Origin of the sequence: Arthrobacter sp. RT-1, assembly GCF_003367205.1 — a bacterium.
Classification (GTDB): Bacteria; Actinomycetota; Actinomycetes; order Actinomycetales; family Micrococcaceae; genus Arthrobacter.
Window position 1 is genome coordinate 173590 of record NZ_QRGQ01000050.1, and the last position, 24198, is coordinate 197787.

Sequence of the window (24198 nt, forward strand, 5' to 3'; positions counted from 1 at the left end):
TTTCGCCTGTGTTTTGATTCGAAATCCGATTCAGCATGTGTTGATCAGTAGGCGCCCTCGTGCTTAAGCACGGCCCGGAAGGTCTTCGCGATAATCAATAGGTCGGTCCACAAAGACCAGTTGTCCACGTAGGCAAGATCCAGGCGTGTAGCTTGCTCCCAGGAAAGATTGCATCGTCCGCTTACCTGCCAAGCACCGGTAATTCCTGGCCGGACAAGAAGTCTGCGGCTGATGTCCCCGTTGTATGTTTCAACTTCCCGGGGCAAAGGCGGCCGAGGACCCACAATGCGCATCTCTGACCTCAAGACATTGATGAACTGAGGCAACTCATCGATGCTATAGCGCCGCAAAAAACGCCCGACTGACGTAACACGGGGATCGTCATGGATCTTGAAAAGCGGGCCTTCACAGTCGCTGGAGCCCAACAAGCCATCCAACTGCTGATCAGCTGTTTCGACCATCGTCCGGAGTTTGAACATCACAAAGGGCTGGCCGTTGACCCCGATACGTTCCGACCGGTATATGACTGGACCCCTGCTGTCGATCTTTATTGCTAGGGCGGCCAGCACGATGATGGGCAGGCTCACCATCAGCGCGAGCAAGGCAAAGCAGCAATCGAAAGCCCTTACAACTGAGTGTTCCGCAGCTCGGTATCGCGGCTCCTCAACATGCAGCAGGAAAACATCCCCTGATCGCCGCACCGACAGTCGGGAGGACGCAACACCCGTGAGACGGGGGGCAATGATGAGATGGATGCCCATAGGCTCCAGATCCCAAGTCAGTCTTTGGAAGTCTTGACCGCTGAATTCGCCAGTATCCACAACAACCACCGTGTCAGCACCACAAGCGCCCGCCGCGGTCGTGACAGGGCCGCCGCCCCACAGAATAGGTGCCGTGCGACCGTCAAAGTGCAAGTGCTCGTCAGGGCGAGGATCTTGCCCCGGTATGCCAAAACCCACCACGCGGTAGCCATTCTTCGGCTGTGACGTTAGTTGCTCGGCCATTTGTGCGGCGTCATTGCGCCTGCCGATGACCAGGACCATGTTGCAACAGCTGCCGGACAAGCGCTTGCGCGTCAAGTGTTTGCGCCAAACTAACCTGTTAAGCCACAAGGCCAGCATTCCTACCGGCAGTACTACCTCCAGATATCCTGCGGGTACCTCAAGTTTGGTCACTAGTGTGACAATGCCAAAAGCCCCCAATGCGGCCATGGAGGCCCCTGCTACCCGTTGAAATTCTTGAATGCGCACATCCACGACTTCTCCGGACCTGGAGTCAGAAATGATCAGTGCGGAAGCCCACAGAACCACGAGCAGCACAGATGGAAAAACCAAGCCCGCCTGGCCATGATGAGCCAGCACGACAGTTGCGCAAATTGCCGCCGTATCCGCGGCTATCAGCCTCTTAGCGTAGAGCCTCCGCCAAGGTGGGCGGGTCTCTGTCTGGCTGGACTGCAGACCCTTTTTGGGCACGGAGAACACCCGTGGAAATGGGGTGTGGTTGGGCGGCAAACGCCGTGTGCCTGGCTGTGCTAATCGAGAGACGCTCATGGCCGGGTGGTTGGGTCCTGCGCCAACGTAAGAGGTGTAGGAGGTGCAGCGCTGCAGGCCTGCCAGATCGGCTTGCCCCACCCACTCGCTCGCGCAGTGTCCACCCACTCGGGAACACCGATGCTCAGCATCGGAAGCGCGTCGCTCTCACCGCTTCTCCGGCGAGCACAAGGGGTCGGCCACGCTTGATGGCCGGTGGGCAAAAAAGGGGCCATGCTCTGCCTCCAGGTCACAAGGGCTAGATATGCCTAGCTAAGCTGTGAGCCATGATCAGTGCGTGACTGAGACGTGATCGCTTTCTCGAACAGCGACCATAACAGGGCTTAGGCAATCTAGACGGACAAGAGCACCAGCTGCCCCTGAAGGTTGGCTTGAGTGGGCTTCTGCAAGGTGAGCAACACAACTCAATCCGTGGGGCCGCGACATAGATTTATCGCCGAACCTTCATCAGGGGGCAGCGAGCCGACGGAATCTGCCCGCGAACTCTGATGCCCGAATGTAGGGACGTGATCTCCCGACGGTTGACCGCAGAGCGGAGGATAATGGCGTGCATAGCCCAGGGAGCGAAGAACATGAGCAGCCATAACACCGGCTCCGAGAGCCGCACGGCTCCGACGGCCGCACCGGTCCACGGAGGCGGCGCCGGGCCCACGATGTCTGCTGCGGCGGACGTGTTCAAGGCCGTGGCCCATCCGGTGCGGGCGCAGATCCTGGAGCTGCTCTCCCGCGGCGAATCCTCCATCCCGGAGCTGTGCGAGGGCACGGGGGTGAAGAACACACATCTTGCCCGGCACCTGACCCAGCTGCGCGGGCAGCAGCTGATTCACCGCATCTGGTCCGGCGGGCGTCTTGTCTACCGGCTCGCATACCCAGAGGCCGCCGGCCTGCTCGCCGCCGCCCAAGCCGTACTCCAGGCCCGGACGGCGTCCGCCGACGGCTCCCTGCAGCCCGTACGGGAGGAGTTGCCGGATGCTGCATTAGTCGACGAACAGTTGTCCATGCTGGAGTCACTTCTGGCATCGCGCTCGGTGATCGCGGAGGCCCGCACATCGATCGCCGCGCGGCGCGGTTGCACGCCGGAGGAAGCGGCCGCAGAGCTTTTCCGGACAGCACGCACCCGCGGCGTCACCCTCCTGGAAGCCGCCAGGGACGAACTTGGCAACGGGCAGGAACAGCGCCCCACCTGAACCCCCGGCACTCCCTTGCCTGCCTGCCCGGTTGCTGAAGAAACCCAATGCTGCCGGCCTGCCCCTTCGAGTAAATGTTCATCTCTTTTCAATGAGCCCTTGACCTTCACCAACGGGAGGGCCACACTCGGATGGTCGCGATTGACGAAAAGGTCAATCGGTCAATGTCCGGAAGATTTCTTCCGTTCATTACAGGCAGAAAACTCCGCATCAGGTGGCAGGGATTTCCCGTGGTTGGGGGCTCATGGTGCGGCGACGGACGCGGAGGGGACAGTGAGGTCCCCTCCGCCTCTGGATCACTCTTCGCGGCCAGCCTTCCCTGCGGCTGGCGGGGACTGGGGACTTGCGTCATCCGTCCCGTGGGCGAGGCGGCATTTCATGGACCGGGAATGACAAGAGTGGGGTAACTGTAATGGGCATCGACAAGCTGTGGGACCGGCTCGAGCCAGAAACGCGGCAGTGGCTGCTGGACAATCCGGGGTGCAGGATCCTCCCCCGGACCATCGCGGCGGAGATCAAAAAAGCCACCGGAGCCGAGTTCGAACAGGACCGGCACGGTGAAAGCATCCTCTCCCCCAGCGACTGCGACTTCATCCGGCGGGCAGCGGAACTGCATGATGCCCAACGGCGGTAACGTCCCGTATCCGCACTCCTGACGGCGACCCGTTGCTACCGGCCTTCCTGAAGCCACTATCCACTGCCAGTGCCCTGCCGTGGGAGGTTCGTATCCAGCATCTGCCGGTTCCGTGGAGAAGCTGGCTGATTCTGCCTATGCTGGAAGACGAATTGTAAGTCTCACCAGAATTCGCCGAACAGGGGCCGTGGACAAATGGCAGCCAGGGATGCCGGGACGGAACCCGTGCCGTTGGACGACATCGACCGAAAGATCATCTCCGAGCTCACCCGGGACGGCAGGATGTCCGTCACCCAGGTTGCGGAGAACGTCCACATCTCCCGGGCGCATGCGTACACCCGGATCGGCCGGCTCACGAGTGAAGGGGTGCTGTCCAGGTTTACGGCACTGGTGGATCCCATCAAGGCCGGGCTCCGGTCCTCCGCCTATGTGACCTTGAAGCTGAGGCAGGATTCGTGGCGGGAACTGCGGGACCAATTGGGCGCCATCCCGGAGGTGCACCACATTGCCCTGGTGGGCGGCGATTTCGACGTGATCCTGCTGGTCCGCGCCGTGGACAACATCGACCTGCGGCGGGTCATCTTCGACCAGCTGCAGTCCATGCCCGGAGTACTCGACACGCAGACGTTCCTGGTGTTCGAGGACGTGGATACGCGCTGACCCTGCGAACGAGTGCGGACACCGCAGCGTCAGGGGTGCCAGCTGAATACTCAAGAGGGGGCCGCGCGTTGCGCTAATGCACGAGCCTGGCAAGAGGAGCGTCATCAAGAGCTCGAAGCTCAAAAACCAACAATGGCAGCTCAACCTTCATGAAACTGGGCGATACTTTGTCTAAAATGGCAACGACAATAACCGGATTTATGCTTCCCGCTCCGGAATCCTGCGCCGGACCGAGATGCGGACTTCTTCGGCGATCTGCCTCATCGCGGCGGGAATCGGCGAAGGACAAGTGCCGGCATCGTCACCTGCAGGGTCGTACGTGAGGCCCATCGAGCCGTTGCGGGAAAGCGCCTCGTAGGTCGGCGGCAACTCGTCAATGTGCGCTCCACCGTCTTTGTTCGCGAGCCACGTAACTATTTGCTTCCGGCTGACCGCGTTTCCCTGCGGGTCAAACATTCGCTGTTCAGTCCACCAGGGGTCAAAAGGCAGCGTTACGGATCCAAGCGGCAAAGCCCGGAATGTGGGAACAAACCGCGCCCCGCCGCCGGATATCTCAATCACGGCTAGCCCCGGAAACGTGCCGGCTCCGTTGGCCCTTCTAGCGGCTTCCAATACGTGGGCTGGCACGCCTTCGGTGAATTCCATGCCCTCTTTAAGCTCCATGTGAGCCAGCAGGCTGGTGCTCCGGGGAGTGTCATGCAACAACACCCGCACGTGGGTCGCTAGGCGCTTTGCCTCATGTTTGGCTCCCGCATCGAAAGAGAAGCAGGAGCTATCGATGAAGTCCAACTGTTCATGTAGGTGCTCAAGGAGCGCGCTGGTGTTTAGCGGCAGGGGCTCAATTATCCCACGCTGTATGAATGCGCGTAGTCCCCCAGGCTCCTCTGCCGCCGTGGCTGGCACTCTGGCCGGTACCTATGGTTGCGCTGGCGACCCGTGCCTTTCTCGGAAAAGGTGCAGCAGTACTACGAGGCAAACAGGCCGTTAGTGGTCCTACATCGGCGACAACCACTGTTGCGCTCGTGGGCGACTTCTATACCGCTGGCGCTGCGACCACGGCACGGGATACGGCGCGGACGTCGCTCTTGGTGCCGAGCCATATACTGCTGTGCAGCAACTTCGGGGGGACGGGACAGGCCACGGTAGCGGTGTCACCGCTCGACAACCAAGGTCGCCGGCGCCTTCGACTACTGCCCGTCCTGACGCTGAAATGATCACCTAAGCCACCACCGCCAAGCCCAGGCGGTCATTGTCTCGGCGGCGGAATGACCGCCTAGGCTTGGTACCGAGGAACATAATGCCCTTATTAGCCAATTCCCTAATGACTGCCCTTCTGCGCCTGCCCGGAGCATGTTGGTTGCCAGCGTTTGGTTGTGCAGTCGGTAGGACTTTTAGTCCCTCTACCCCTTACCCAGTGCATTCGGCAGATAGTGCGGCAATAGCATCCCCCCGCCTGCGTTCGGAGTGCTCGGAGCCTTAGCTCGACGCCTACTGGCATTTCTGCAGCGTCTTATGGCGCCCATAGAGTAAAGCAAGTACTGGCCAGAACTAGCCGGAAAACTAGAGTACCGGCTACTCGTGTCCGCGCCCGGGCTCACCCCTAGATTCGAGGAAGGGGCCCGCGCTGTTGCGGTGCGGAAGCGATCGTCGAGTGGGGGCAGAAGCGTGACAGTACAGCCGGCATCCGGAAGCAAGCGCACCGAACGCCCTGGGTTTCTGTTGGACCTGATTAGTGGAGCGGATACAGAACTGGCGTCGGTACAGCGGCTGGCTGATGCTGCCGCGCTGGCCCTAACAGGATCGGCGGGGACGGGGGTTGACTGTGCCGCCACAATGGTGTGTGCGGGAAGTCCCCCCGTCACTGCTGGCAACACCAGCCCGGCTGTGAACGTGGCGTCCTCCGAGGACCGGTACGGCGACGGTCCCATGGAGCAGGCAGCCGCCACGGCAGGCCCGGTGGTGGTGACAACCGGCGGCACGCCCCAGCGGTGGCAGGCGTACCGGCGCCGACTGGCGGGCGCGGGTTACGGCGGAGCGCTGGCTGTTCCGCTGGAGCTTGAGGCACGAACAACTTGCACCTTGGTGTTCCTCGGTCCGGCGGGGTTCGAGTTCACGCCCGAGCTCGTGGGCGAGGCCAACTGGCTGGCGGAGGTTGCGTCGTCGAGTATGAAGCTGGCTCGGGAGGTGCGGAGCGTCCGGTCTGCCGGGGACAACCTGAAGACGGTTCTGGAAAGCCGGACGTCCATCGACGTGGCGTGCGGGGTGATCATGGCGCAGAACCGCTGCTCCTACAGCGAGGCGTTCAGCAAACTTGCCGGAGTATCGCGCCAGCGGAACCTCAAGGTCCGGAGCGTTGCGGAGAACATCCTCAAGGCAATGGCCGGCGGCTCGCCGGGGACACGGTTCGAGCCGCCGGTGCTGGCGTAGTGAGCTTCGTCGCGTCGCTACGGCGGCTCCGGGGGTCAACCGGCTATGGTTTTCCGGCTAGTGAGGTGCTTTGGCACGGATGAGTCCAACGGCCAGAATGCCTATGGCCCCGAGTGATCCCAGCATCCCGCCAAGGGCTACAACGTAGTCAGTGATGGTCATGTCCTGCTCCCTCCGTACTGCTCTGCACTGCATGACAATCGACAAGCTACGCGATCAGGCGCAGGATTGCGTGAAGGATCGCCCGAGGGTTCGGTCAAGCCCTCAGGAGCTGGCAAGCTAATGCTCCCGGCGGGTCTCCTGGAGGCGCTTAATGAACCAGCGCGACTGTTCCGGTCCATAGGGCAGGACCGGGATTGCCTTAGTGGCATCACTCGGAGTATCGCGGATTGACTGGCGTGCTTGGCGAACAGCGGTTGTCATGGTGTTGGCCATGGTTTTGACGAATTGGTCGCTGCACGGCTTCCCGTGCCCGGGAATAAGGAACTCGTAGCGGTGGCGCAGCGCTGAGATGTGCCGGAGCGCGTCCGCCCACTCCTCCGGAAAGGAGTCTTCGAAAGACGGGTGAGCGCCCTGTTCCACAAGATCGCCCACGAAGAGGGTAGTGGGTGTGCCCACCAGCAGGTCACCGTCGGTATGGCCGCGGCCTAGGTAGAACAGCGTGGCTGCGAGCCCACCGAGGTCCACCAGGACGGGTTGGTCCTTCACGATGGCGTTGGGCACCACGAGTTCCACGTTCTGGCCTTCCCCGGTGGACATCTCCGGTTCCAGCGTCCCGACGAAGCGGCGCTGGAGGTCCCCTCGCTCATTAATTTCGGTGGCGCAGTTCTGATGACCCCAGAATTCGGTGACGCCGGCTTCGGCGAATACTGCGTTGCCAAAGAAGTGGTCGTAATGGGCGTGGGTGTTGACGACGACGAGAGGCAGTTGGGTCTTGTCCCGAACCGCGTCTAGGAGCTCCCGGCCCTGCCGAGGACCGCAGCCGGTGTCGATCACCATGGCCCGTTCGGATCCCACAATCAGCCCCGTATTAAGCAGCGATCCTTCGGTGGCCAGCACATAATTGTTCGTACCGACTTCGAGCCATTCCGACATTGTTTCTCCGTACCTCCGGCAAAGCAGTGTTCGTTCGTCTGGCCCCCGATTCTACCCATCACTTCTGGAGTTCCCGGCAGGCACAGCGAGTACGGCGGCGGCTGGCAGGCCGCCGCCCGCTCCGGTGACTAGCTATGAATCGTGTGTACCTTCGGGAATGTCGCTCTACAGCGCGGGAAACTTCGCTCGAATCCCTCAGCCTTTTCAGATAATGGTGTCCGAGGATGCAGCGAGTTGATGGGTTCACCGGGTCCTTGCCCGCCATTCAGCAACTTCAGCGCTCTCCCGGCAACGCGTGTCGTCGTCGGCGTTGGTGCGGGCCTGCATCCGGTGGGTGTCCGCCTCCACAAGCAGGGGGCCGGAGCCTTCCCTGGCCAGTTTCACGGCCAGGTCTAGGACGGCGAGCGAATTCACACCATCTTGAAGGTCCACGCCGCGGGCCAGCACGGCGACGGTGTCGCGGTAGGTGGGGAAAATCCAGTCACCGTCGGGCAGGCACAGGGCAGCCGCCACCTGGCAGGCCTCCTGGCCATGGCTGGAGGGGTAGACGGCATGCCGCCCTGCGGGACAGACGCCGACTTCTGGTCGTCAACGCGGCGTCCGACGACGAGCTGCTCATGCACAGCCAGCAGTTCAGCATCACAGGGCACGGGGTACTCGTGGCCGGGTTCGGCGCCCTGGTCGCGCTCCGGGCATTATCCACTATTCGTCCCCACTATTGACCCGGGGCAGGTTTCGTATCCAGCAGCTACAGAAATAATGGAGAAGTTGTTCTACTCGTTCAACGATGCCTACGCTTGGAGACGATTCGAAAATGTGAGCTGGGTTGCGGGCATGGGTTGTGGACGAAATGGCAGCAAAGGATTCCCGGGCGGAGCCGGCGCCGTTGGACGACATCGACCGCAGCTTCATTGCCGAGTTCACCCGGGACGGCCGGATGTCCGTGACGCAGGTGACGGAGAACGTGCACATCTCCCGGCCGCCCGCCTATAGCCGGGATCGCGAGGCTCACTTCTGACGGGATACTGTCCCGGTGCACCGCCGTGGTGGATCCCATCAAGGCCGGCTTCGGTCGTCCGCCTACGTGACGCTGAAACTGAAGCAGGACGCCTGGCGGGAACTGCGCGACCATCTGGGGCGCCATCCCCGAGGTACACCACATAGCTCTGGTGGGCGGCGACTTCGACGTGATCCTGCTGGCCCGCGCGCCGTGGACAACATCAACCTCCGCCGGGTCATCTTCGACCAGCTGCAGTCCATGCCGGGAGTGCTGGATACGCAGACTTTTCTCGTGTTTCGAGGACGTGGACACGCGGTGTCGAGGCACATCCTCAAACTCGGGCTGCAGTTACTACCGGTACCCGTCCACGATGGCCGCGGCAATTTCCTTGTAAGCCCGACGCGTGTCTGGCTTCAAGACGTCCAGAGTAACCAGGTCCCCATCTGCCACACCACGGTCATGCGGGACCGCAATGAGCTCCCGGCAGATGCCGGAGAGGTGCTCCTCGATGGCATCCTTGTCCACGCGTGAAGACACTTCGTCTTTGTCCGTAATGACGACGATCGCATTCCTTGCCAAGTCCTCGTAGCCATGGTTGGCAAGCCAGTGAAGCGTGCTGCGGGCGCGTTTGGCACCGCTGACCGCATAGCCCGCCGCGATCACAAGGTTGTCCGCTGACTGCAGAATTCCGCTCATGGCATTGTGGGTTACCCCGGTACCGCAGTCGGTCAGAGCCACCGAGTAGTAGCTGGACACGAGCTTGCGAATCCGAAGGTACTCCTCCGCAGTCAATGAGTCTGAAACCTCCGGGTCCTGCTCCCCTGCGATCAAGTGCAACCGGCCTGCATGATGCATGTATTTTGCTAGGGCCGTCAACGAATCGACGGAATCGATGTTCTCCAGCAAGTCCGTAATAGTGCGGGGGCTGGACTGCTGGTAAATACCCTCGCCCAGCGCGCGCTCCACCAGATCGCCCGAGTCCGGGTTGGCATCGATTGCGCAGGGCGCGTCGCCTCGAAACTCAGCCAGAGTCAAGCCCACTCCAACGGTCGTCGAAGTCTTCCCGATCCCGCCCTTAAGGCTCAGGATTGCGGTGTTGTAACTGCCTTGCAGCTGGCGGGAGATGCGGCGGGCCAGTTCGTCTTCCTGGCGCTGCTTTGCACCAGGGCCCAGATTCCAGGCCCCGCCGGTCAGCTTGTAGACGGCACCTCTGAACCCGCCTAGGGGACGCGGCTTCTGCTCCTTCACGAACAGCCCTGGCGAGCTAATGAAGTCCGGCATTGGTCTTTCTGCAATGGCGTCGGCAACGGTTGGCCGGTTACGTCGGAAGGCAGGAGTCTCACTACCCGTGTTCGACGACAGCTTTTCGTCAGCAGCATCCGGAGCAGCGGCTGTTGCGGTACCGGTCGCCTCTGGCTTCGCCGAGGCTGGTCGCCGGGTGGGCGCTGGCACATGCGCGGCAGGCTTTGCAGCGTCTGCGGCGGCGGCAGCTTCTGTCCAGGAAGCTCTCCTAGTGGCCGGCGGATTACCGTTGGACTGACCGGTCATTTCAGAGGGCGTTACTGTTGACATAGTTCCTGTCCGGACATCGGTAGTCTCGCCGTCGGCACGACGGAGGTCGCGACGTCGGCGAGGATGACCTGCGTCCTCTACGTTGGCGCGTGCGTTCTGATCCGCCGGATCGGGCATTTCCGTCCCCCCAGGACTTTCGGCAAAAGGTTCAGCGGCGCTGCTTCAAACTGTAAGTCTATGGGGTGCGAACCAGAGCTAGCGTCAGGCTCGGGTTAGGGCGGCGGCTATCACGGCGGCCGTTAGCACGATAAGGACGACTAAAACGGCGTACCCTTGCCACTTGGGGCGGCCTTTGTGGGGATTGATATCGACGTAGGGCATGGCTAACGGTGGTTACCTTCTGGTGTGACGGGAGCGTTGACCCGGACAGTCCGGCGCTTAGACCGAAGTGTCTGGTCGAGCGTGAAGAAAGGAACCACCAAGTTGCCCGTAGCGCACAGAGCGCGAAGGCGAAGTCGGCTACAGCCACAACAGCCTCCATCGGTCACAGTGATCCCCATCGACCATGACCTAACCACGCGATATGCCAATAGACAAGTCACGCTACAGCAGGAGCAGCGCCTACCGTCGAAGAGCCACCAACACGACAACCACAGTTACGACTCCCAAAGCACTAAGCAGAAGATAGGAAAGTACCCTTAGTTTCCGCTGTTTCAATTCCCGACCGGTATACCGCACGGCGTATCTCCCCATACCGTGATGCTATAAAACACAACCTCAAGGTCTGATCAAGTCAACAGCTTTATTACGCACCGCATTGGTGAGCAGATCAGGACGCGTAGACGACGCCGAGCACGTGCAGCGGCTTGGTCGTTGGCGGGGGCGCCGATGGCGACCTTATGCTTTAGGGGTTCGTACCCGCCATGCCAGTCGCAGCGGAAGATGGTCTTCACCTGCACAGAGTCCACGCCGCGTATGACGGCAACGGCGTCGCGATCATGTGGGGAACATTCAGACAGCTCCGGACAGGCACACGACCGCAAAGCAGGCCTCCTGGCCGTATCCGGAACGCACCGCAATCAGTTGGGCGCCATCCCCACCCCGGCTACAGGTATCAGGGTCCGCGGCCCGGCCCGCGCCCGCCGCTCTGAATATGCTTGGCCGGGCGACATGATCCACGTGGACATCAAGAAACTCGGGCGCATCCCAACGGCGGCGGACACCGCGTTCACGGCCGGGTCCGGGGTGAAGCGAACTCTCGGACACGGATCCTGGCCGAGGGCCGGCCCAAGGAACGCGGCCAGGTCCGGGGCTACACCTTCCTGCACCATGCAGTGGATGACCATTCCCGGTTTGTGTACTCCGAGATCTTGCCTGACGAAACCAAGGAGACCGCGTCAGCGTTCATGCCAAATGCCATCATCGCGTTCCCCGCCCGGGGCCGTCGAAATTCAGCGGGTGTTGACCTATAACGGCTCCGGCTACCGCTCCCGCACCTTCGCCGCTGTCCTGGCCGAGGCCGGGATCAGTCACAAACGCAGCAGGCCCTACCGACCCTAAACCAACGGCAAAGTCCAGCGCTTCAACCGCATCCTCCAAGAGGAATGGGATTAAGCCAAGGCCTACAGGTCAGAAGCCGAACGGCAGGCCTGCTACCCGGACTTCATCGCGTAGTCAATCAGCGCAGGCCCCACACCGCACTCAGAGGCGCCTCACCGCTCGGCCGTGTCACCAACCAACCGGGTTACTACAGATAGACGTTCCTGCCATCCTGTCCATTCCTGACACAATAGGATCAGCAGCAGCGATGCCGGGTCCATGGGGAATCTTCGGATAAGTGCCGCAGCGATAGAGCTGATGAGTGGATACCACCCCCTGAAGTCAGCGGAAAGGCCCCGCAGCGGCGTGACTAGCGCGGAGCCTCTCCGGCCCCCCTCACGCAGCTGATGAGTACAAGTGAAGACGGCCACGCCAAGGCTAGTTCAGAGCACAGACCGGTTCCTAATTCGGCATGTGCGTTTCAACTGGATCCGGTGACGCTCCGTCATCAATTCCGTTATCGTCGTATAGAGGTTTGTACGCGACTGCAGTGCAACCGTCCTATCTGCCTAAGGCTTCAGCACGTCTAGCATGGCCAAGTCGCCGTCTGCCACTTCGCGGTGCGGTACGACAGGTGTTCTCCCAAAGCATCCTTGTCCCCACGCAACAAAACCTCATCCTAGTCAATGATGGCCGCGATGGCATTTCGTGCCAAGTCCTCATAGCCGTGGCTGGCCAGCCAGTGAAGCGTGCCCCGGGCACGTTTGGCTCCGCGCTCAATGCGTAAACCGGCCGGCGATAACAGGTTATCCGCGGACTTCAGAATCCGCTTCCGCTTATCCGCGGACTTCAGAATCGCTCCCGCGCAACTTCCGTAACGCGACCACGCGGAATCTCGTAACTGGAGGATGCGCTCACGGTTTCGCAGACCAGACGTTCGCCCACACCCGGGCGCCCTCTGAACTATGAACTGTGATCATTCTGAAATGAGCCTAAAGGCAGTTACAGGCACGGCAAACACCGACAAGCTCCAGATTTGGAACGTCACCACCACCCTCACCCGCAAGCTAGGAACAACACCAGAACTGGCGGACGTTCTACGACAACAGCCAAAAATGAGGCATCCAAGTCCGCTCCAGAGGCAAAAGATCAGGTGGAGCTCCGAGTGGTCGAACCCGGCGGCAACGTCGTTGGCTGCGCAAGCGCCCTCGCGGGTCCGGGTTCGGCTACTAGCCCGGCAATGTCGCATCCGAAACGCGAGCTCTGGAGCGTAGTGGAGAGGAGTGTGGCTTCGCCCATTCAGGTAGTTTCTTGAAGTTCGGGTGTGCCAAGTCAAGGCCAGGTGCGGCTTGGCCTTGCACACCCGGCTCGAGCACTCTTAGTCGTGCAATAATTGCGATTCCAAACCAGGCGGCCGGCGCCGTCTCCCACATCCCTGTGAGGAACAAGGGTGAACAGGCCGCAAGGTAAGCTCCGACGAGCAACTTCCGGCGGGGCGAACGATCAGCAGGTTTGCCTGCCAAGGCCGTCCAGATCAGGGCACCGCTCAGTCCGACGCCGATGATCCCTAGCCCTGTGCCAGTCTGAAGAATGATATTGTGCGCCCCGACGCCTATCCCGTTGGTCACGATGAAAGCGCCCGCGCCGATCCCGATTATCGGGTTATCGGCCCACATGTCCCGCGCCATCGGCCAAATCACAAGTCTTCCGGACCAGTCGCCGGTAACCCGCGTGCCCGACTCAAACGCCAAAGAAGCTTCATCGGCGACCCCGGTCACGAGGCAAAAAGTTGCCGCCAAGACGATTGTTACCACCAATTTGAGCGGCCGGCGTCGGCTGACCCCGCAAATAATGATCCATGCCGCAAGAAAGGCAAGTCCGAGTTGAGCGGCCCGAGTGTCAGTGGCTATCAGCCCCGGGATAAGGACGGCCGCAGCGCCACCAAGCAATAAGAAAGAACTCTTCGTCTTCGTGCGCGCGCCCCACAGGACCACTACTAGAGCAAGCGCCGTCGTGAGCGCGTAAGCAACGTAGTTGACATTCGCGTTGCCAAACGCAGCGCGCCCAGCAGTTTCGGCCGCCTCCGAGACTTCAGGTCCGAAAAAGAGACTCTTCGCAACAGTGATGATTGCGCCCACCACGAAGCCTGCGGCGAGCACCTTCAGTTGCGCCCGCGTTTGGATGAGATCGTATGCGGCGACGAAGATAACCAGCAGGTTGGTCCACAACACTGCAGTGGCCCGCGTGAAGTCCTCATCGGGGGTCCACAACAAGGAGATCCACGCCCATAACACAAACAAAGCGGCGAATATCACCGGAGCGTTCAGTTTCAGGGCCAGCGGCCTACCCAAAATTAAGACAAGGACCGCAATGGTCGGTCCGATTGACAAAGTGTAGGTGGGATCGAAGGTGGAGAATCCGGCTAGGACAGCCATGAGCAGCGTGCGGATGCCTACCCTGGGCTGATCTTTTGCAGCGGCAGTCAGCTGATCCCCCCGTAAAGTCATTACTTGATTCTACCGGCCAGGAAGGAGGCCCGAACCAGCACGTGCTCAGGGCCCCCGATCGTTGGAACCAAGTTGCCTTGCGTCAAGAACTGCTAATAGGATCTCGATCGATATGCCTTGGGCCGTTTGGGGATCCGGGTACTAACTGTGGGGGACCCGTGAATCAGTCTACGCATCAGCTTGAGCAACGAACCAGGCGGACAAAGGGGACGTTCCGGACTGACATCAATGGGCTACGCGCGCTGGCGGTTATACCCGTAGTTGCATTTCACGCCGGAATGCTAGCTATCCCCGGCGGCTTCATCGGTGTAGATATCTTCTTTGTGATTTCCGGATTCCTGATCACTGGAATCCTTGTGCGTGAAGCAGAAGCGTCCGGTCGCGTGGCACTAGGACGCTTTTGGGCAAAGCGCTTGCGCCGCCTTGTTCCCGCCCTAACGCTCGTTGTCGGGCTCACGCTCCCTCTGGCACTGACGACTTCCTCTCCACTGGTATGGGGGAATCTCAGCCGAGACGCCGCGGCTTCCATCTTGTACGTTTCGAATTTCGTTTTCGCACTAGACTCAACGGACTACTTCGCTGACGACCTTACCCAAAGCCCATTTCTGCACACCTGGTCACTCGGCGTGGAAGAGCAGTTTTATGCTTTGTGGCCCGTACTCGTCATCCTCGCGATTTTCCTCGCGCGAAGGTCGAAGTTCACGCTTCGCAGAACACTTGTGTTCCTATTCGTAGCAGTCATCGTCCTGTCTTTCGTTCTTTCCATCGTGGTAACAGACTTTCGTCAGGGCTTCGCGTTTTACCTCCTACCAACCAGAGCATGGGAGTTTGCCGCTGGCGGTTTACTGTCGATCGTTCCCACGACGTTCCTCACAAGAGGCCGAACGTGCAATAGCGCGCTGGCGTTGACTGGCATGGCTGTGCTCCTTGCCGGATTCCTTGCAATTCATGACAACGAACCTTTCCCCGGAAGCCTCGCTGTGATTCCTGTCGTAGGCACCCTGATGGTGATCGCTGCTGGCAGCGGCCGCAACGCGCCTACACACGTTGTTGCGAAAGCGCTTGATTCTCGTATGCTGCAGTGGGTTGGCACGCGGTCGTATTCTTGGTACCTCTGGCATTGGCCCGTGATAGTACTGGCCGGAGTCTTCTTCCAGAGTGACTCAATTTGGCTCAAGATCGGGTCAGCGGTCCTTTCGCTCCTATTGGCCGCCCTGACCTACGAGTTCATCGAGAACCGTTTCCGTTACGCCCCGCGCTTGGTGAAGTCGACCAAGCGAACATTCATAGCTGCCGGCGCGTCTTTACTCATCGTGTGCATCGTTGCCGGAGCCGCAACCATGGCGGCGCGTTCCATTACCTCCACACCCTCGTTCGCCAAGTTTGTCCAGGCGCGGGCCGTCGTCTCCGATCAGTCCTGCGACCGCTCCAGTACAACTGAGACAGGAATGCGACTCTGCGAGATGGGAGACATTGCCTCCAAGACAACAATCATGCTTGTTGGGGATTCTCATGCGGGGCATTGGAAGGCTGCTATAGACGAAGCGGCCACACAGAGTAATATCCGCCTACTAGTGCGATGGATGTCGGCATGTCCGGTGAGCGGCCTGAGCGTAGCTACGTCAAGCGGTAATCGCGTCAAAGGCTGCACTGAGTTCACCAACGAGACTCTTGCTATTGCTCTGGAAGTGCGTCCGGCCGCCATTATTCTGGCGCAATCAGTGGATTACTCGGGGAGACTCTTATCCGATCATGGCCGTCAACTGGCGGGGCACGACGAAGTGAAGCTCTGGCGGTCGGCGTTCGCTGCCAAGATTGCCGAGTTCCAGGCAACAGGCGCGAACGTCGGCATCATTGAAGATAATCCAGGGACGACATTCGACTCGATCCTCTGCGAGACTCGGCTCTTCCCGAACGAAAAGGACTGCACATCAACGCGTGCTGAGTTGTTGACGGAACCACTGCGCTCGGTTAATGACGAAGTTGCAGCCGACGCTCAGGTCAGGGCCGTCTATTCGCCGACGGATGACATCTGCGGGCCGGACACCTGCGAAGTGGTCAGTCAGGACGGGGTTCCCATTTATCGTGACCGAACACACCTCTCAGAACAATGGACGAAGGCGCAGGTTCCGAAACTTGGCGATTTTATTTCGCTGCTGGTGAAGTAACAGGGAGTTCGGTCAGAGTACATCGAGTTCCGCTAAGTACCCGTTCATAGAATTCACGCGTAGACACCACGGTGGTTCGTCCAGGCTGTAGCAAATAGCTTCTGAGGATTACAGAATTTCGGATCCGAGAGGCTAGTTGCTAATGGGCTACAAGGCAGGTCCCACCGCCACTCAACCAGTTGCTCGTCGACGGCTCCTGACAACGGGAAGTCTAGCGGCAGCCTTGACAGGTGTCTTCACTCTTTCTGGCGTCGATGCCAAAAATGCAGGCGCTGCCATAGATGCTCCCGTAGCCGCTGACACCTACATTCCGATGAAGGAAAAGGGCGCAGCGTCGGGCGTGCCCACGCTAGACGCTGACGGGAAAATCCCGGCCGCTCAGATCCCCGACTTATCCCCCGCCTATGGTCGCACCGGGGCTGGCGTGGCGCGCTTCATTGCACGAGCAAAAGCAGGATCCACCCTCAAAATCGTGGGCATTGGTGATTCCATCCTTGCCGGGACTGGAGCGACAGTAGGTGTGGATGACACGCTGACCAGAACCCTGAAAGCTTTACAGTCCAGATTCCCGGCTTCGGCGATCACACAATCAAATCGTGCAGTCTCCGGCGCTACAACTGCAACGACCGGAATCAATGGAACACTATCGGCCGCCATCGCCGAAGCCGGTGACCTCTACATCATCGGCTTCGGCCGCAACGACATCCAGGCCGACGACGCCGCATGGGGCACCCAACCCGTGCAGGGGTATCGATGCCCGAGATCCCTTCGTTACTACGAAGTCATCATCCGCTCCATCCGTGAGCGCGTACCTCAAGCGGACATCCTCCTCATGACCGAGAACCCGGGGGCAAACTACTCAAGCGACGCAAACATGCGAACCTACCAAGGCGGGGTCTGTGAACTCGCCGTCGCCTACGGAGCCGAGTTAGCTGACACCTACACGGCGTGGGGATCATCCGGATATTCGGCCCTGCTGAACGACGCAGTGCATCCGTCCGTCGCTGGGCACCAGAAGAATGCAGACACAATTATGTCCCGAATACCCGCGACGCCACCACCCACAGCCTCCGGAGTTGCCGCTGCTACCCTGGCTAAAGGCCTCCGGACCCCAGAGTCAGTAGACATCTCCATCGGGTCCTATGGGTGGACAGTCATGAACGGTTCTGCCCCGACCGCGGCATACACACAAAGCGGCGCCGGATGGAGCACCAACTATCCCCGACAAACCTCCGTTGCTGGGAACCAGGCCGAGTTTGTGTTCATAGGGACGGATTTCGGCATACGAGTTGACCACACCAGCGCGGCTGCTCCGGTCGTGGACATCGCTATCGACGGTGTCACGGTCTTTGCAAAGCAGTCATTGTTCATTTCCCCGTCGGCCTATCAACTGTTTCAGTTCATCGCTACTGGGTTGACGCCTGGCCAGCATACAATCCGGCTGACGCTCGTCTCCGGCACTTTGCGGTGGTATCAATCGGCTTGGCTGGCAGGGCCAGCGACAACGACGGCCTCCACAACCGTTATTGGGGCAGCGGGAGGCTTGCGCCGCATGGTCCCCGGAAGATACTACTCCAACAAGAAGGACTCCTCCCCGACGGGGACGACATCCTTTCTGAACGCAGGAGACATGTACGTCGCTCCCCTCTGGGTTCCGACGGGTACCGCTTTCAGCAAGATCGCTGCGAACGTGACGGCCGCCGCTGCTGGGTCATCCGTTGCGCTGGGTGTATACGACTCCAACGAGTACGACCAGCCACGTAGCCTGATACTTGCACCGCCGCCCCTCAGTTCGAGTACCACTGGCTGGAAGGAAGCTTCAATCACACAGACGCTGCTGCCTGGGATGTACTGGGTGGCCCTCCTGGCACTAGCAGGTGCGCCGCGTGTCAGCGGGACCTCTCAGCCACATGAGGCTGTGGCATCATCAGCAGCAACGTTTTCGAACCCACTTTGCGGGTATGTCGCCACCGGCGCTGCGTCGTTGCCCACGACTTGGTCCAGTACGGCGGCTGCAACGGCCGTGCCACTCGTAGCCTTGAAGGCGACGTAGGAACGGCGTACCGAGTAGTGTCCCAGTGTCACCACGTGTACCAGGGGAACCCTTCAGTGTTTTATGATGCGCTTGGACTGAACTAGGAAGAGTCACCCAGCGGGGGACACAACATTATGGTCCTCCATACTAATCGCCAGACGGGGGAAGTTCCTGCTCGGGCCTAGTGGCACCGTAACGTGAAAGCGACCTTGCATGGTCCTGCCCAACCGGAGCTCTGGCTATCAACTTGGCAACTCATTCGGCTCTACAGCATTCAAAATGTCGCCCTGCAGAGGAATAGAGTCATTCAACCATCGGCAACTGCTTCTCACGCTCGCGATGCTCATAGGTGTCGACGAAATTTCCTGAGGACTACGAAAAAGCGCGGAAAAGTGGCGAGTTATGGAGCATGGTCGCACAAAAGCGGATCTAGGCATGCTGACTACCTACCCGCTTCACTAACTACGGCAGCGGAGCAGGGTCCTAGCGCAGGCTGTAAGTTGAGTCGAAAGTCCAAAGACCAGCTAGGGCAGCTACTATTATCGTTCGGATGCCCACTTTCGACCGAGTCGCAGTAACGGCAGCATGGGTAGTGTGTCATCGTAAAAAGCGATGTGCTGATTCTACCCACCTAGCAAGAGCGGGAGAAACACGCAACAAACTCTAATCCGTGCTACATGACGCCAACTCCTCCTGGCGTCACAGCCCGCGGGTAGTCGAAGCAGAAAAACTGCGTAGTAACTACTCGTGCCGACGGTAAGGGGCGAGGACTATGTTCTGCAAATGGGAACATTTGAGGGTCCTCCCCACGCCACAAATTTGTCTAAGAACCCGCCACCGGCAGCCATGTTCGGCTGTAGAAATGGAGAGGCGTGGGTAGCCGAAGACGTCTTTGTTACTCGCTGCCAAGGCGGGGAGATAATGGTGGAACGCTGGGACGGTCAGGGTGTTCGGACGGCGATAGTTCGCAAAGATAGTGCCCAATTTATGCACGCGGAATTGTGGGCCAAGCTCAGCAATGTCGCCGTTGATGGAGTAGCGGATTGATCTGAAGAAGGGTTGGTAGCCAGCCGCTTCTGTAACAGGTCCTGCTTAGCCGCGATGAATTTCGAGCTTGAGCCCCCGCTACTAGCAATGCTTAGCGAACACGAAGTGGCTACCACCCGCTCATTCCACGGTGACGCTCTTGGCGAGGTTGCGGGGCTGGTCCACGTCGTAGCCTTTGGCGGCGGCGAGTTCGGCGGCGAAGATCTGCAGCGGGACGGTGGTCAGCAGCGGCATCAGCAGAGGTGGTGTTTCCGGGACGTAGAAGACGTGCTCGGCGTAGGCCTTGACGGCTTCGTCGCTTTCCTCGGCGATCACCAGGGTGCGGGCACCGCGGGCACGGATTTCCTGGATGTTGCTGATGACCTTGGCGTGCAGTGATTCGCGGCCCCGCGGAGACGGGACGATCACGAACACCGGCTTGCCTTCATCGATCAGGGCGATGGGGCCGTGCTTGAGTTCACCGGCGGCGAAGCCCTCGGCGTGGATGTAGGCGATTTCCTTCAGCTTCAGCGCGCCCTCCAGGGCCACCGGGTAGCCGACGTGCCGGCCCAGGAACAGCACGGACGTTTCGTCGGCCATGCTGCGGGCGAGCTCGCGGAGCGGTTCGGCGTTGTCCAGGATGGTCTGGATCTTGGCCGGGATCTTGTTCAGGTCCGCCAGGACGTCCTTGATCTGCCCGGAGAAGATGTTGCCGCGCAGCTGCGCCAGGTACATGCCCAGCAGATACGCCGCGGTGATCTGGGCCAGGAACGCCTTGGTGGAGGCCACCGCGATTTCCGGGCCGGCGTGCGTGTAGAGCACGGCGTCGGATTCACGCGGGATGGTGGAGCCGTTGGTGTTGCAGATCGAGATGGTCTTCGCGCCCTGTTCCCGGGCGTAGCGGACGGCCATGAGGGTGTCCATGGTTTCGCCGGACTGGCTGATGGACACCACCAGGGTGTTCGCGTCCAGGATCGGGTCGCGGTAGCGGAACTCGTGCGCCAGCTCCACTTCGGTGGGGATCCGGCACCAGTTCTCGATCGCGTACTTCGCCACCGTGCCCGCATAGGCGGCGGTGCCGCAGGCCAGCACGATGATCTTGTTGACCTGCTTGAGCAGTTCCGGATCGATCCGGATCTCATCCAGGGTCAGCTTCCCGTCCAGGTCCGACCGGCCCAGCAGGGTCTGCGCCACGGCGTCGGGCTGGTCATGGATTTCCTTCTCCATGAACGAGGAGAAGCCGCCCTTTTCCGCCGAGGCCGGGTCCCAGTCCACGTGGTATTCCTTGCCAGCGGCCGGGTTGCCGAAGAAGTCCGTGATGTCCACGGTGTCCGCGGTGATCGTGACGATCTGGTCCTGGCCCAGCTCCACGGCCCGGCGGGTGTAGTCGATGAAGCCGGACACGTCCGAGCCCAGGAAGTTCTCCCCCTCGCCCAGGCCCACCACCAGCGGTGAGTTCCGGCGGGCGGCAACCACCACGTCGGGCTGGTCGGCGTGGACCGCGAGGAGCGTGAAGGCACCCTCGAGGCGCTGGCAGGCCAGTTCCATGGCCCGGGTCAGGCCGCCGTTGGACGCGTCGCCGCCCAGCTTGTTCCGGAAAATGTCCGCCAAAAGCGCCGCGGCGACCTCGGTGTCCGTTTCGGAGAGGAACTCCACGCCCTTTTCGAGCAGCTCGAGCTTGAGCTCGGCGAAGTTTTCGATGATGCCGTTGTGGATCACGGCGAGCTTGCCGCCGTCGGCCAGGTGCGGGTGGGCGTTGCGGTCCGTCGGGCCGCCGTGCGTGGCCCAGCGGGTGTGGCCGATCCCGGTCACCGTCTCCGGCAACGGCCTGGCCTCCAGCTCGGCAATCAGATTGCTCAGCTTCCCCGACTTCTTCCGCGACTCGATAGCGCCCTGCGACACCACAGCCACCCCGGCGGAGTCGTAGCCCCGGTACTCCAGGCGGCGCAGCCCCTCCAGGACAACATCCAAAGCACTGTGACCGTCAATTACACCGTCAACAGAACGGCCCACATATCCCACAATTCCACACATGGGCCTAACACTATCCCTAAACAGAATCAGTCATGACAGAAGGCCGCGCATGACGAAGGCGGCGGCCGGGAAAATAATTGTGGCTACCGCACATCCAATGTTCTGGGGAGGACTCGATGTAACATCACATAGACGCCGATTGGTAAAGCCATTGCAAGCTACCTTTCTCCGAGCACCGCTTAGGTATCGCTGCGCTTGCAAGATTGCGGTGCCGTCTGAACGCTCCCCCAACTAACGGAACAAGACTTTCACGCACCGATCTTGGGTGTCACCCACCCCAGCGCCTCTTAGCCGTAACTATTGGGGAGCCTAATCCAAGGCCCGGCGCTGTACGCGCCCGCGCGCTTCTCCATAGAGCACCTCCTCAGCGGCGTCTAGGTGTTCTGAGTCAGGACGTTGGTTACAGGCGTCAATAGGTGAAGATCTCTTAGGTTGGTGGTTACCACACACAGCCAACGACTAAGAGGTCTTCATGATCCACCGTAATGCCCGTCTAACCCCGACCGGTAAGCGCATCCTCGTCGAACGTGTCATGAGTGGCCGTCCGATTGCCCATGTAGCCAAGGAAATGGGCGTCTCGCGGACCTGTGCCCACCGCTGGATCAGCCGGTACCGGTCCCACGGCTTAAACGGCCTTCAGGACCGCAGCTCCAGACCAAAAGTCATGCCCGCATGCCACCCCGGTGGAAGTCGTTGCCGACGTCCTGACCCAGCGCGTGGAGCACCGCGAAGGACCAGTGGAGCTGGCCTTGCGGTGCGGGACCAGCGCCCGGACCGTCTCCCGGATACTGGCCCGCGCCGGCATGCCCAGACTGTGGGACCTGGACCCCGTGACCGGGGCACGGATCCGGGCTTCCCGCGCCACCGACCGCCGCTACGAACGCGACGCACCCGGGGACCTGATCCACATCGATGTCAAAGACTCGGCAGGATCCCCGACGGCGGAGGCTGGCGGGCCGACCCTGCACAGAGCCCGGCCAACCACCGCTCCTCGGGCAGGAACCTGGGCTTTGAATACGTCCACGTCGCCGTCGATGACTACACCCGGCTCGCTTACGCCGAGGTCCTGCCCGACGAAAAAGGGCCCCGCCTGTGCAGGGTTCCTCACCAGAGCCGCCGCAGTTATGGCAGCCAATGGTGCACCGGTCAAACGCGTCATGATTGGCAACGCCTTCGCCTACCGGCTCTCCCGGGACTTCCAGCACGCGCTGGCCGCCCTGGACGCGAAACACATCCTGCTCAAACCCCGGAATCCCTGGCAGAACGGTAAAGCAGAACGCTTCAACCGCACCCTGCAAGAAGGCTGGGCCTACCGCCAACCCTTCATGTCCAACCAGGCACGCACGGAGGCCCTGCAGCCATGGCTACACTTCTACAACACCCCCCCCGGCAGCCTCGGAGGCAAACCACCCATCAGCAGGTGCAACCAACCTACTGGCTGAGTACATCTAGATGCAGGCTTAGTAATCCAATCTCACGTACAATGGGCCAGGCTCATGGGGAAACTTCAAGGATCGAAAGAACGATAAGTAGCTGGTTCCTGACAACGGTAGCCATAGCATTCGGGATGCGCTCCGGCCTCTTTTGATACATCGGCTGATACATCGGCGGCAAATTTTGAGCCCTACGTGACACAGGTCCTGCTGGCGAATTACCGCTAGATCCTTCTGCCCCATCGGCATCAAAATGAAGTATTAGCGGAAATTCAACATTCCCGACGAAGAGCAACCTTAACGAACGCTGCTGATTCATAAACGAAATGATAGGCCCACGATGATTGTCCCACATGCGGGAATTCGATGATCGGCATCGCCCGGGCGAAAGGTATCATTGCGAGGCTGCCTTTGTAGCAACGCTGGATCAATATACGAGAACGGGTGACATGAAATTGGGCTGTCAGGACGCTAACGTTCTCCCAGCCGTACTCGTTTGAGAGAGCCTGAATCGCCCTAGCCTCACCCTGAGTTGTCACTGGATCCGGATCAAAACAGATGATGCGATAGGCGCGTTTCTGTTTACACAGTTGGTCAATAGCGGCGTCGTCACCTCCCGGAGCGGATATAGCCAGCGTGTCTGCTATTCCTTGCTCCATCAACTGCTCCGCGAGTGCCGTCCGGGCGCCTTGAGGCGCAAGCACAAACAGTGCGTCGACCGGCTCAGGGGTGTCTGCCCTCGGCCAAACATATAGAAAGAGCCCTGCGAAAATCCACAAAATCAAGGCAGTCACAAAGTATGCCAATATTCTAGCGGCGGACTTGCGCCGGACCTTCCCAATGCCTGCGACCTTCGCTAAATAGGGACTTTTGAACACGCTTTTCCTCCGTTCCTCTTGGCTATGGCTTGTTCCGTCTAAAACTGCATCAGCATGAGGACCTGTGTCCGCCCTGTCGACAGGACAAGCCAGTTTCCGTCCAGGAGTATCAGCGCAAACAAAGTGCGACAGACTCGAAGTCTACTCCTGTTGTAGCTAGCGGACTCGGAGGTTCGCGGACTTAGGGCCTTCCGATCCGCTTGATTGCAAGCAGCGTGCACGCCGTTGCGTCCGTACATCCATCCGAGATGTCCTAACGTCCCAACGTGATGAATACCGGGGGTGTCGCTTATCGCATGGGTGGTCAGGTTTAGGGGTATCACTGAAGCTCGCCATCACGTGTGCTCCTATCTAGCGTGTGGAGTCCGATACCCGAGAATGGCAAGCAAGACTGGACCGATGATAATAGCTGTTCGCTTGCAAGTACCGCTAACGGCTGAGCAAGTACCAGCTTGAGGAATATACGCGTAAGTCCCACTGTGGCTAAACAAAGCCAACGGAAATAGCTTCAAG

The 24198-nt window shown here is 60.2% G+C and carries 13 protein-coding genes and 3 pseudogenes; 8 read left to right on the plus strand and 8 right to left on the minus strand.

Features of this window, described 5'->3' with window-relative positions:
* Positions 1-44 precede the first annotated feature (44 nt).
* Positions 45-1550 (minus strand): sugar transferase, encoded by a 1506-nt coding sequence (locus DXK94_RS21085; RefSeq protein WP_115526441.1) that lies wholly within the window; start codon positions 1548-1550, stop codon positions 45-47.
* Between the two features lie 572 nt (positions 1551-2122).
* Here DXK94_RS21085 and DXK94_RS21090 point away from each other — a divergent pair.
* The 3 genes from DXK94_RS21090 to DXK94_RS21100 all read left to right on the plus strand — a co-directional run bounded on the left by DXK94_RS21090 (position 2123) and on the right by DXK94_RS21100 (position 4031).
* Positions 2123-2737, plus strand: a complete 615-nt coding sequence (locus tag DXK94_RS21090) for a metalloregulator ArsR/SmtB family transcription factor (protein ID WP_181884902.1) — start codon at positions 2123-2125, stop codon at positions 2735-2737.
* A 412-nt stretch (positions 2738-3149) separates the two neighbouring features.
* Entirely contained in the window at positions 3150-3371 is a 222-nt protein-coding gene (locus tag DXK94_RS21095) for a hypothetical protein (RefSeq protein WP_115526443.1), read from the plus strand.
* Positions 3372-3566: 195 nt separating this feature from the next.
* Complete coding sequence (locus DXK94_RS21100; RefSeq protein ID WP_115526444.1) at positions 3567-4031, plus strand: Lrp/AsnC family transcriptional regulator; 465 nt, start codon at positions 3567-3569, stop codon at positions 4029-4031.
* Positions 4032-4229: 198 nt separating this feature from the next.
* On the opposite strand, the gene DXK94_RS21300 is transcribed toward DXK94_RS21100, so the two are convergent.
* Positions 4230-4676, minus strand: a complete 447-nt coding sequence (locus DXK94_RS21300) for a hypothetical protein (RefSeq protein ID WP_147294418.1) — start codon at positions 4674-4676, stop codon at positions 4230-4232.
* Between the two features lie 1239 nt (positions 4677-5915).
* On the opposite strand from DXK94_RS21300, the gene DXK94_RS21110 reads away from it, so the two are divergent.
* A complete protein-coding gene (locus tag DXK94_RS21110) occupies positions 5916-6458 on the plus strand; it encodes an ANTAR domain-containing protein (protein ID WP_258868658.1) in 543 nt (180 codons plus the stop codon).
* A 279-nt stretch (positions 6459-6737) separates the two neighbouring features.
* Here DXK94_RS21110 and DXK94_RS21115 read toward each other — a convergent pair whose 3' ends face one another.
* Together DXK94_RS21115 and DXK94_RS21120 are read right to left on the minus strand one after the other, a co-directional pair.
* Positions 6738-7553 carry an MBL fold metallo-hydrolase gene (locus DXK94_RS21115; RefSeq protein ID WP_115526447.1) on the minus strand — a complete coding sequence of 272 codons (816 nt, stop codon included), beginning with the start codon at positions 7551-7553 and terminating at the stop codon, positions 6738-6740.
* A 252-nt stretch (positions 7554-7805) separates the two neighbouring features.
* Positions 7806-8245, minus strand: a pseudogene (locus DXK94_RS21120) (thiamine pyrophosphate-dependent enzyme); the annotation flags it as partial.
* Positions 8246-8403: 158 nt separating this feature from the next.
* On the opposite strand from DXK94_RS21120, the pseudogene DXK94_RS21125 reads away from it, so the two are divergent.
* Positions 8404-8869 (plus strand): annotated as a pseudogene (locus DXK94_RS21125) (Lrp/AsnC family transcriptional regulator); the annotation flags it as partial.
* 35 nt (positions 8870-8904) lie between these two features.
* Here DXK94_RS21125 and DXK94_RS21130 read toward each other — a convergent pair.
* Positions 8905-9834: a MinD/ParA family protein gene (locus DXK94_RS21130; RefSeq protein ID WP_258868659.1), complete on the minus strand. Its 930-nt coding sequence runs from the start codon at positions 9832-9834 to the stop codon at positions 8905-8907.
* A 2999-nt stretch (positions 9835-12833) separates the two neighbouring features.
* Entirely contained in the window at positions 12834-14111 is a 1278-nt protein-coding gene (locus DXK94_RS21145; protein WP_115526450.1) for an O-antigen ligase, read from the minus strand.
* 158 nt (positions 14112-14269) lie between these two features.
* Here DXK94_RS21145 and DXK94_RS21150 point away from each other — a divergent pair, with 158 nt between their 5' ends.
* Together DXK94_RS21150 and DXK94_RS21155 are read left to right on the plus strand one after the other, a co-directional pair.
* Positions 14270-16279 (plus strand): acyltransferase family protein, encoded by a 2010-nt coding sequence (locus DXK94_RS21150; protein ID WP_181884904.1) that lies wholly within the window; start codon positions 14270-14272, stop codon positions 16277-16279.
* Between the two features lie 142 nt (positions 16280-16421).
* The gene (locus DXK94_RS21155; protein WP_147294419.1) at positions 16422-18332 is read left to right on the plus strand and encodes an SGNH/GDSL hydrolase family protein; all 1911 of its coding nucleotides are present in this window, start codon (positions 16422-16424) and stop codon (positions 18330-18332) included.
* A 1149-nt stretch (positions 18333-19481) separates the two neighbouring features.
* Here the strand turns inward: DXK94_RS21155 and glmS are convergent.
* The gene (gene glmS, locus DXK94_RS21160; protein ID WP_115526453.1) at positions 19482-21374 is read right to left on the minus strand and encodes a glutamine--fructose-6-phosphate transaminase (isomerizing); all 1893 of its coding nucleotides are present in this window, start codon (positions 21372-21374) and stop codon (positions 19482-19484) included.
* Positions 21375-21846: 472 nt separating this feature from the next.
* Here glmS and DXK94_RS21165 point away from each other — a divergent pair.
* Positions 21847-22816 (plus strand): annotated as a pseudogene (locus DXK94_RS21165) (IS481 family transposase).
* Positions 22817-23079: 263 nt separating this feature from the next.
* Here the strand turns inward: DXK94_RS21165 and DXK94_RS21170 are convergent.
* Positions 23080-23601, minus strand: a complete 522-nt coding sequence (locus tag DXK94_RS21170; protein ID WP_147294420.1) for a hypothetical protein — start codon at positions 23599-23601, stop codon at positions 23080-23082.
* Between the last annotated feature and the right edge of the window lie 597 nt (positions 23602-24198).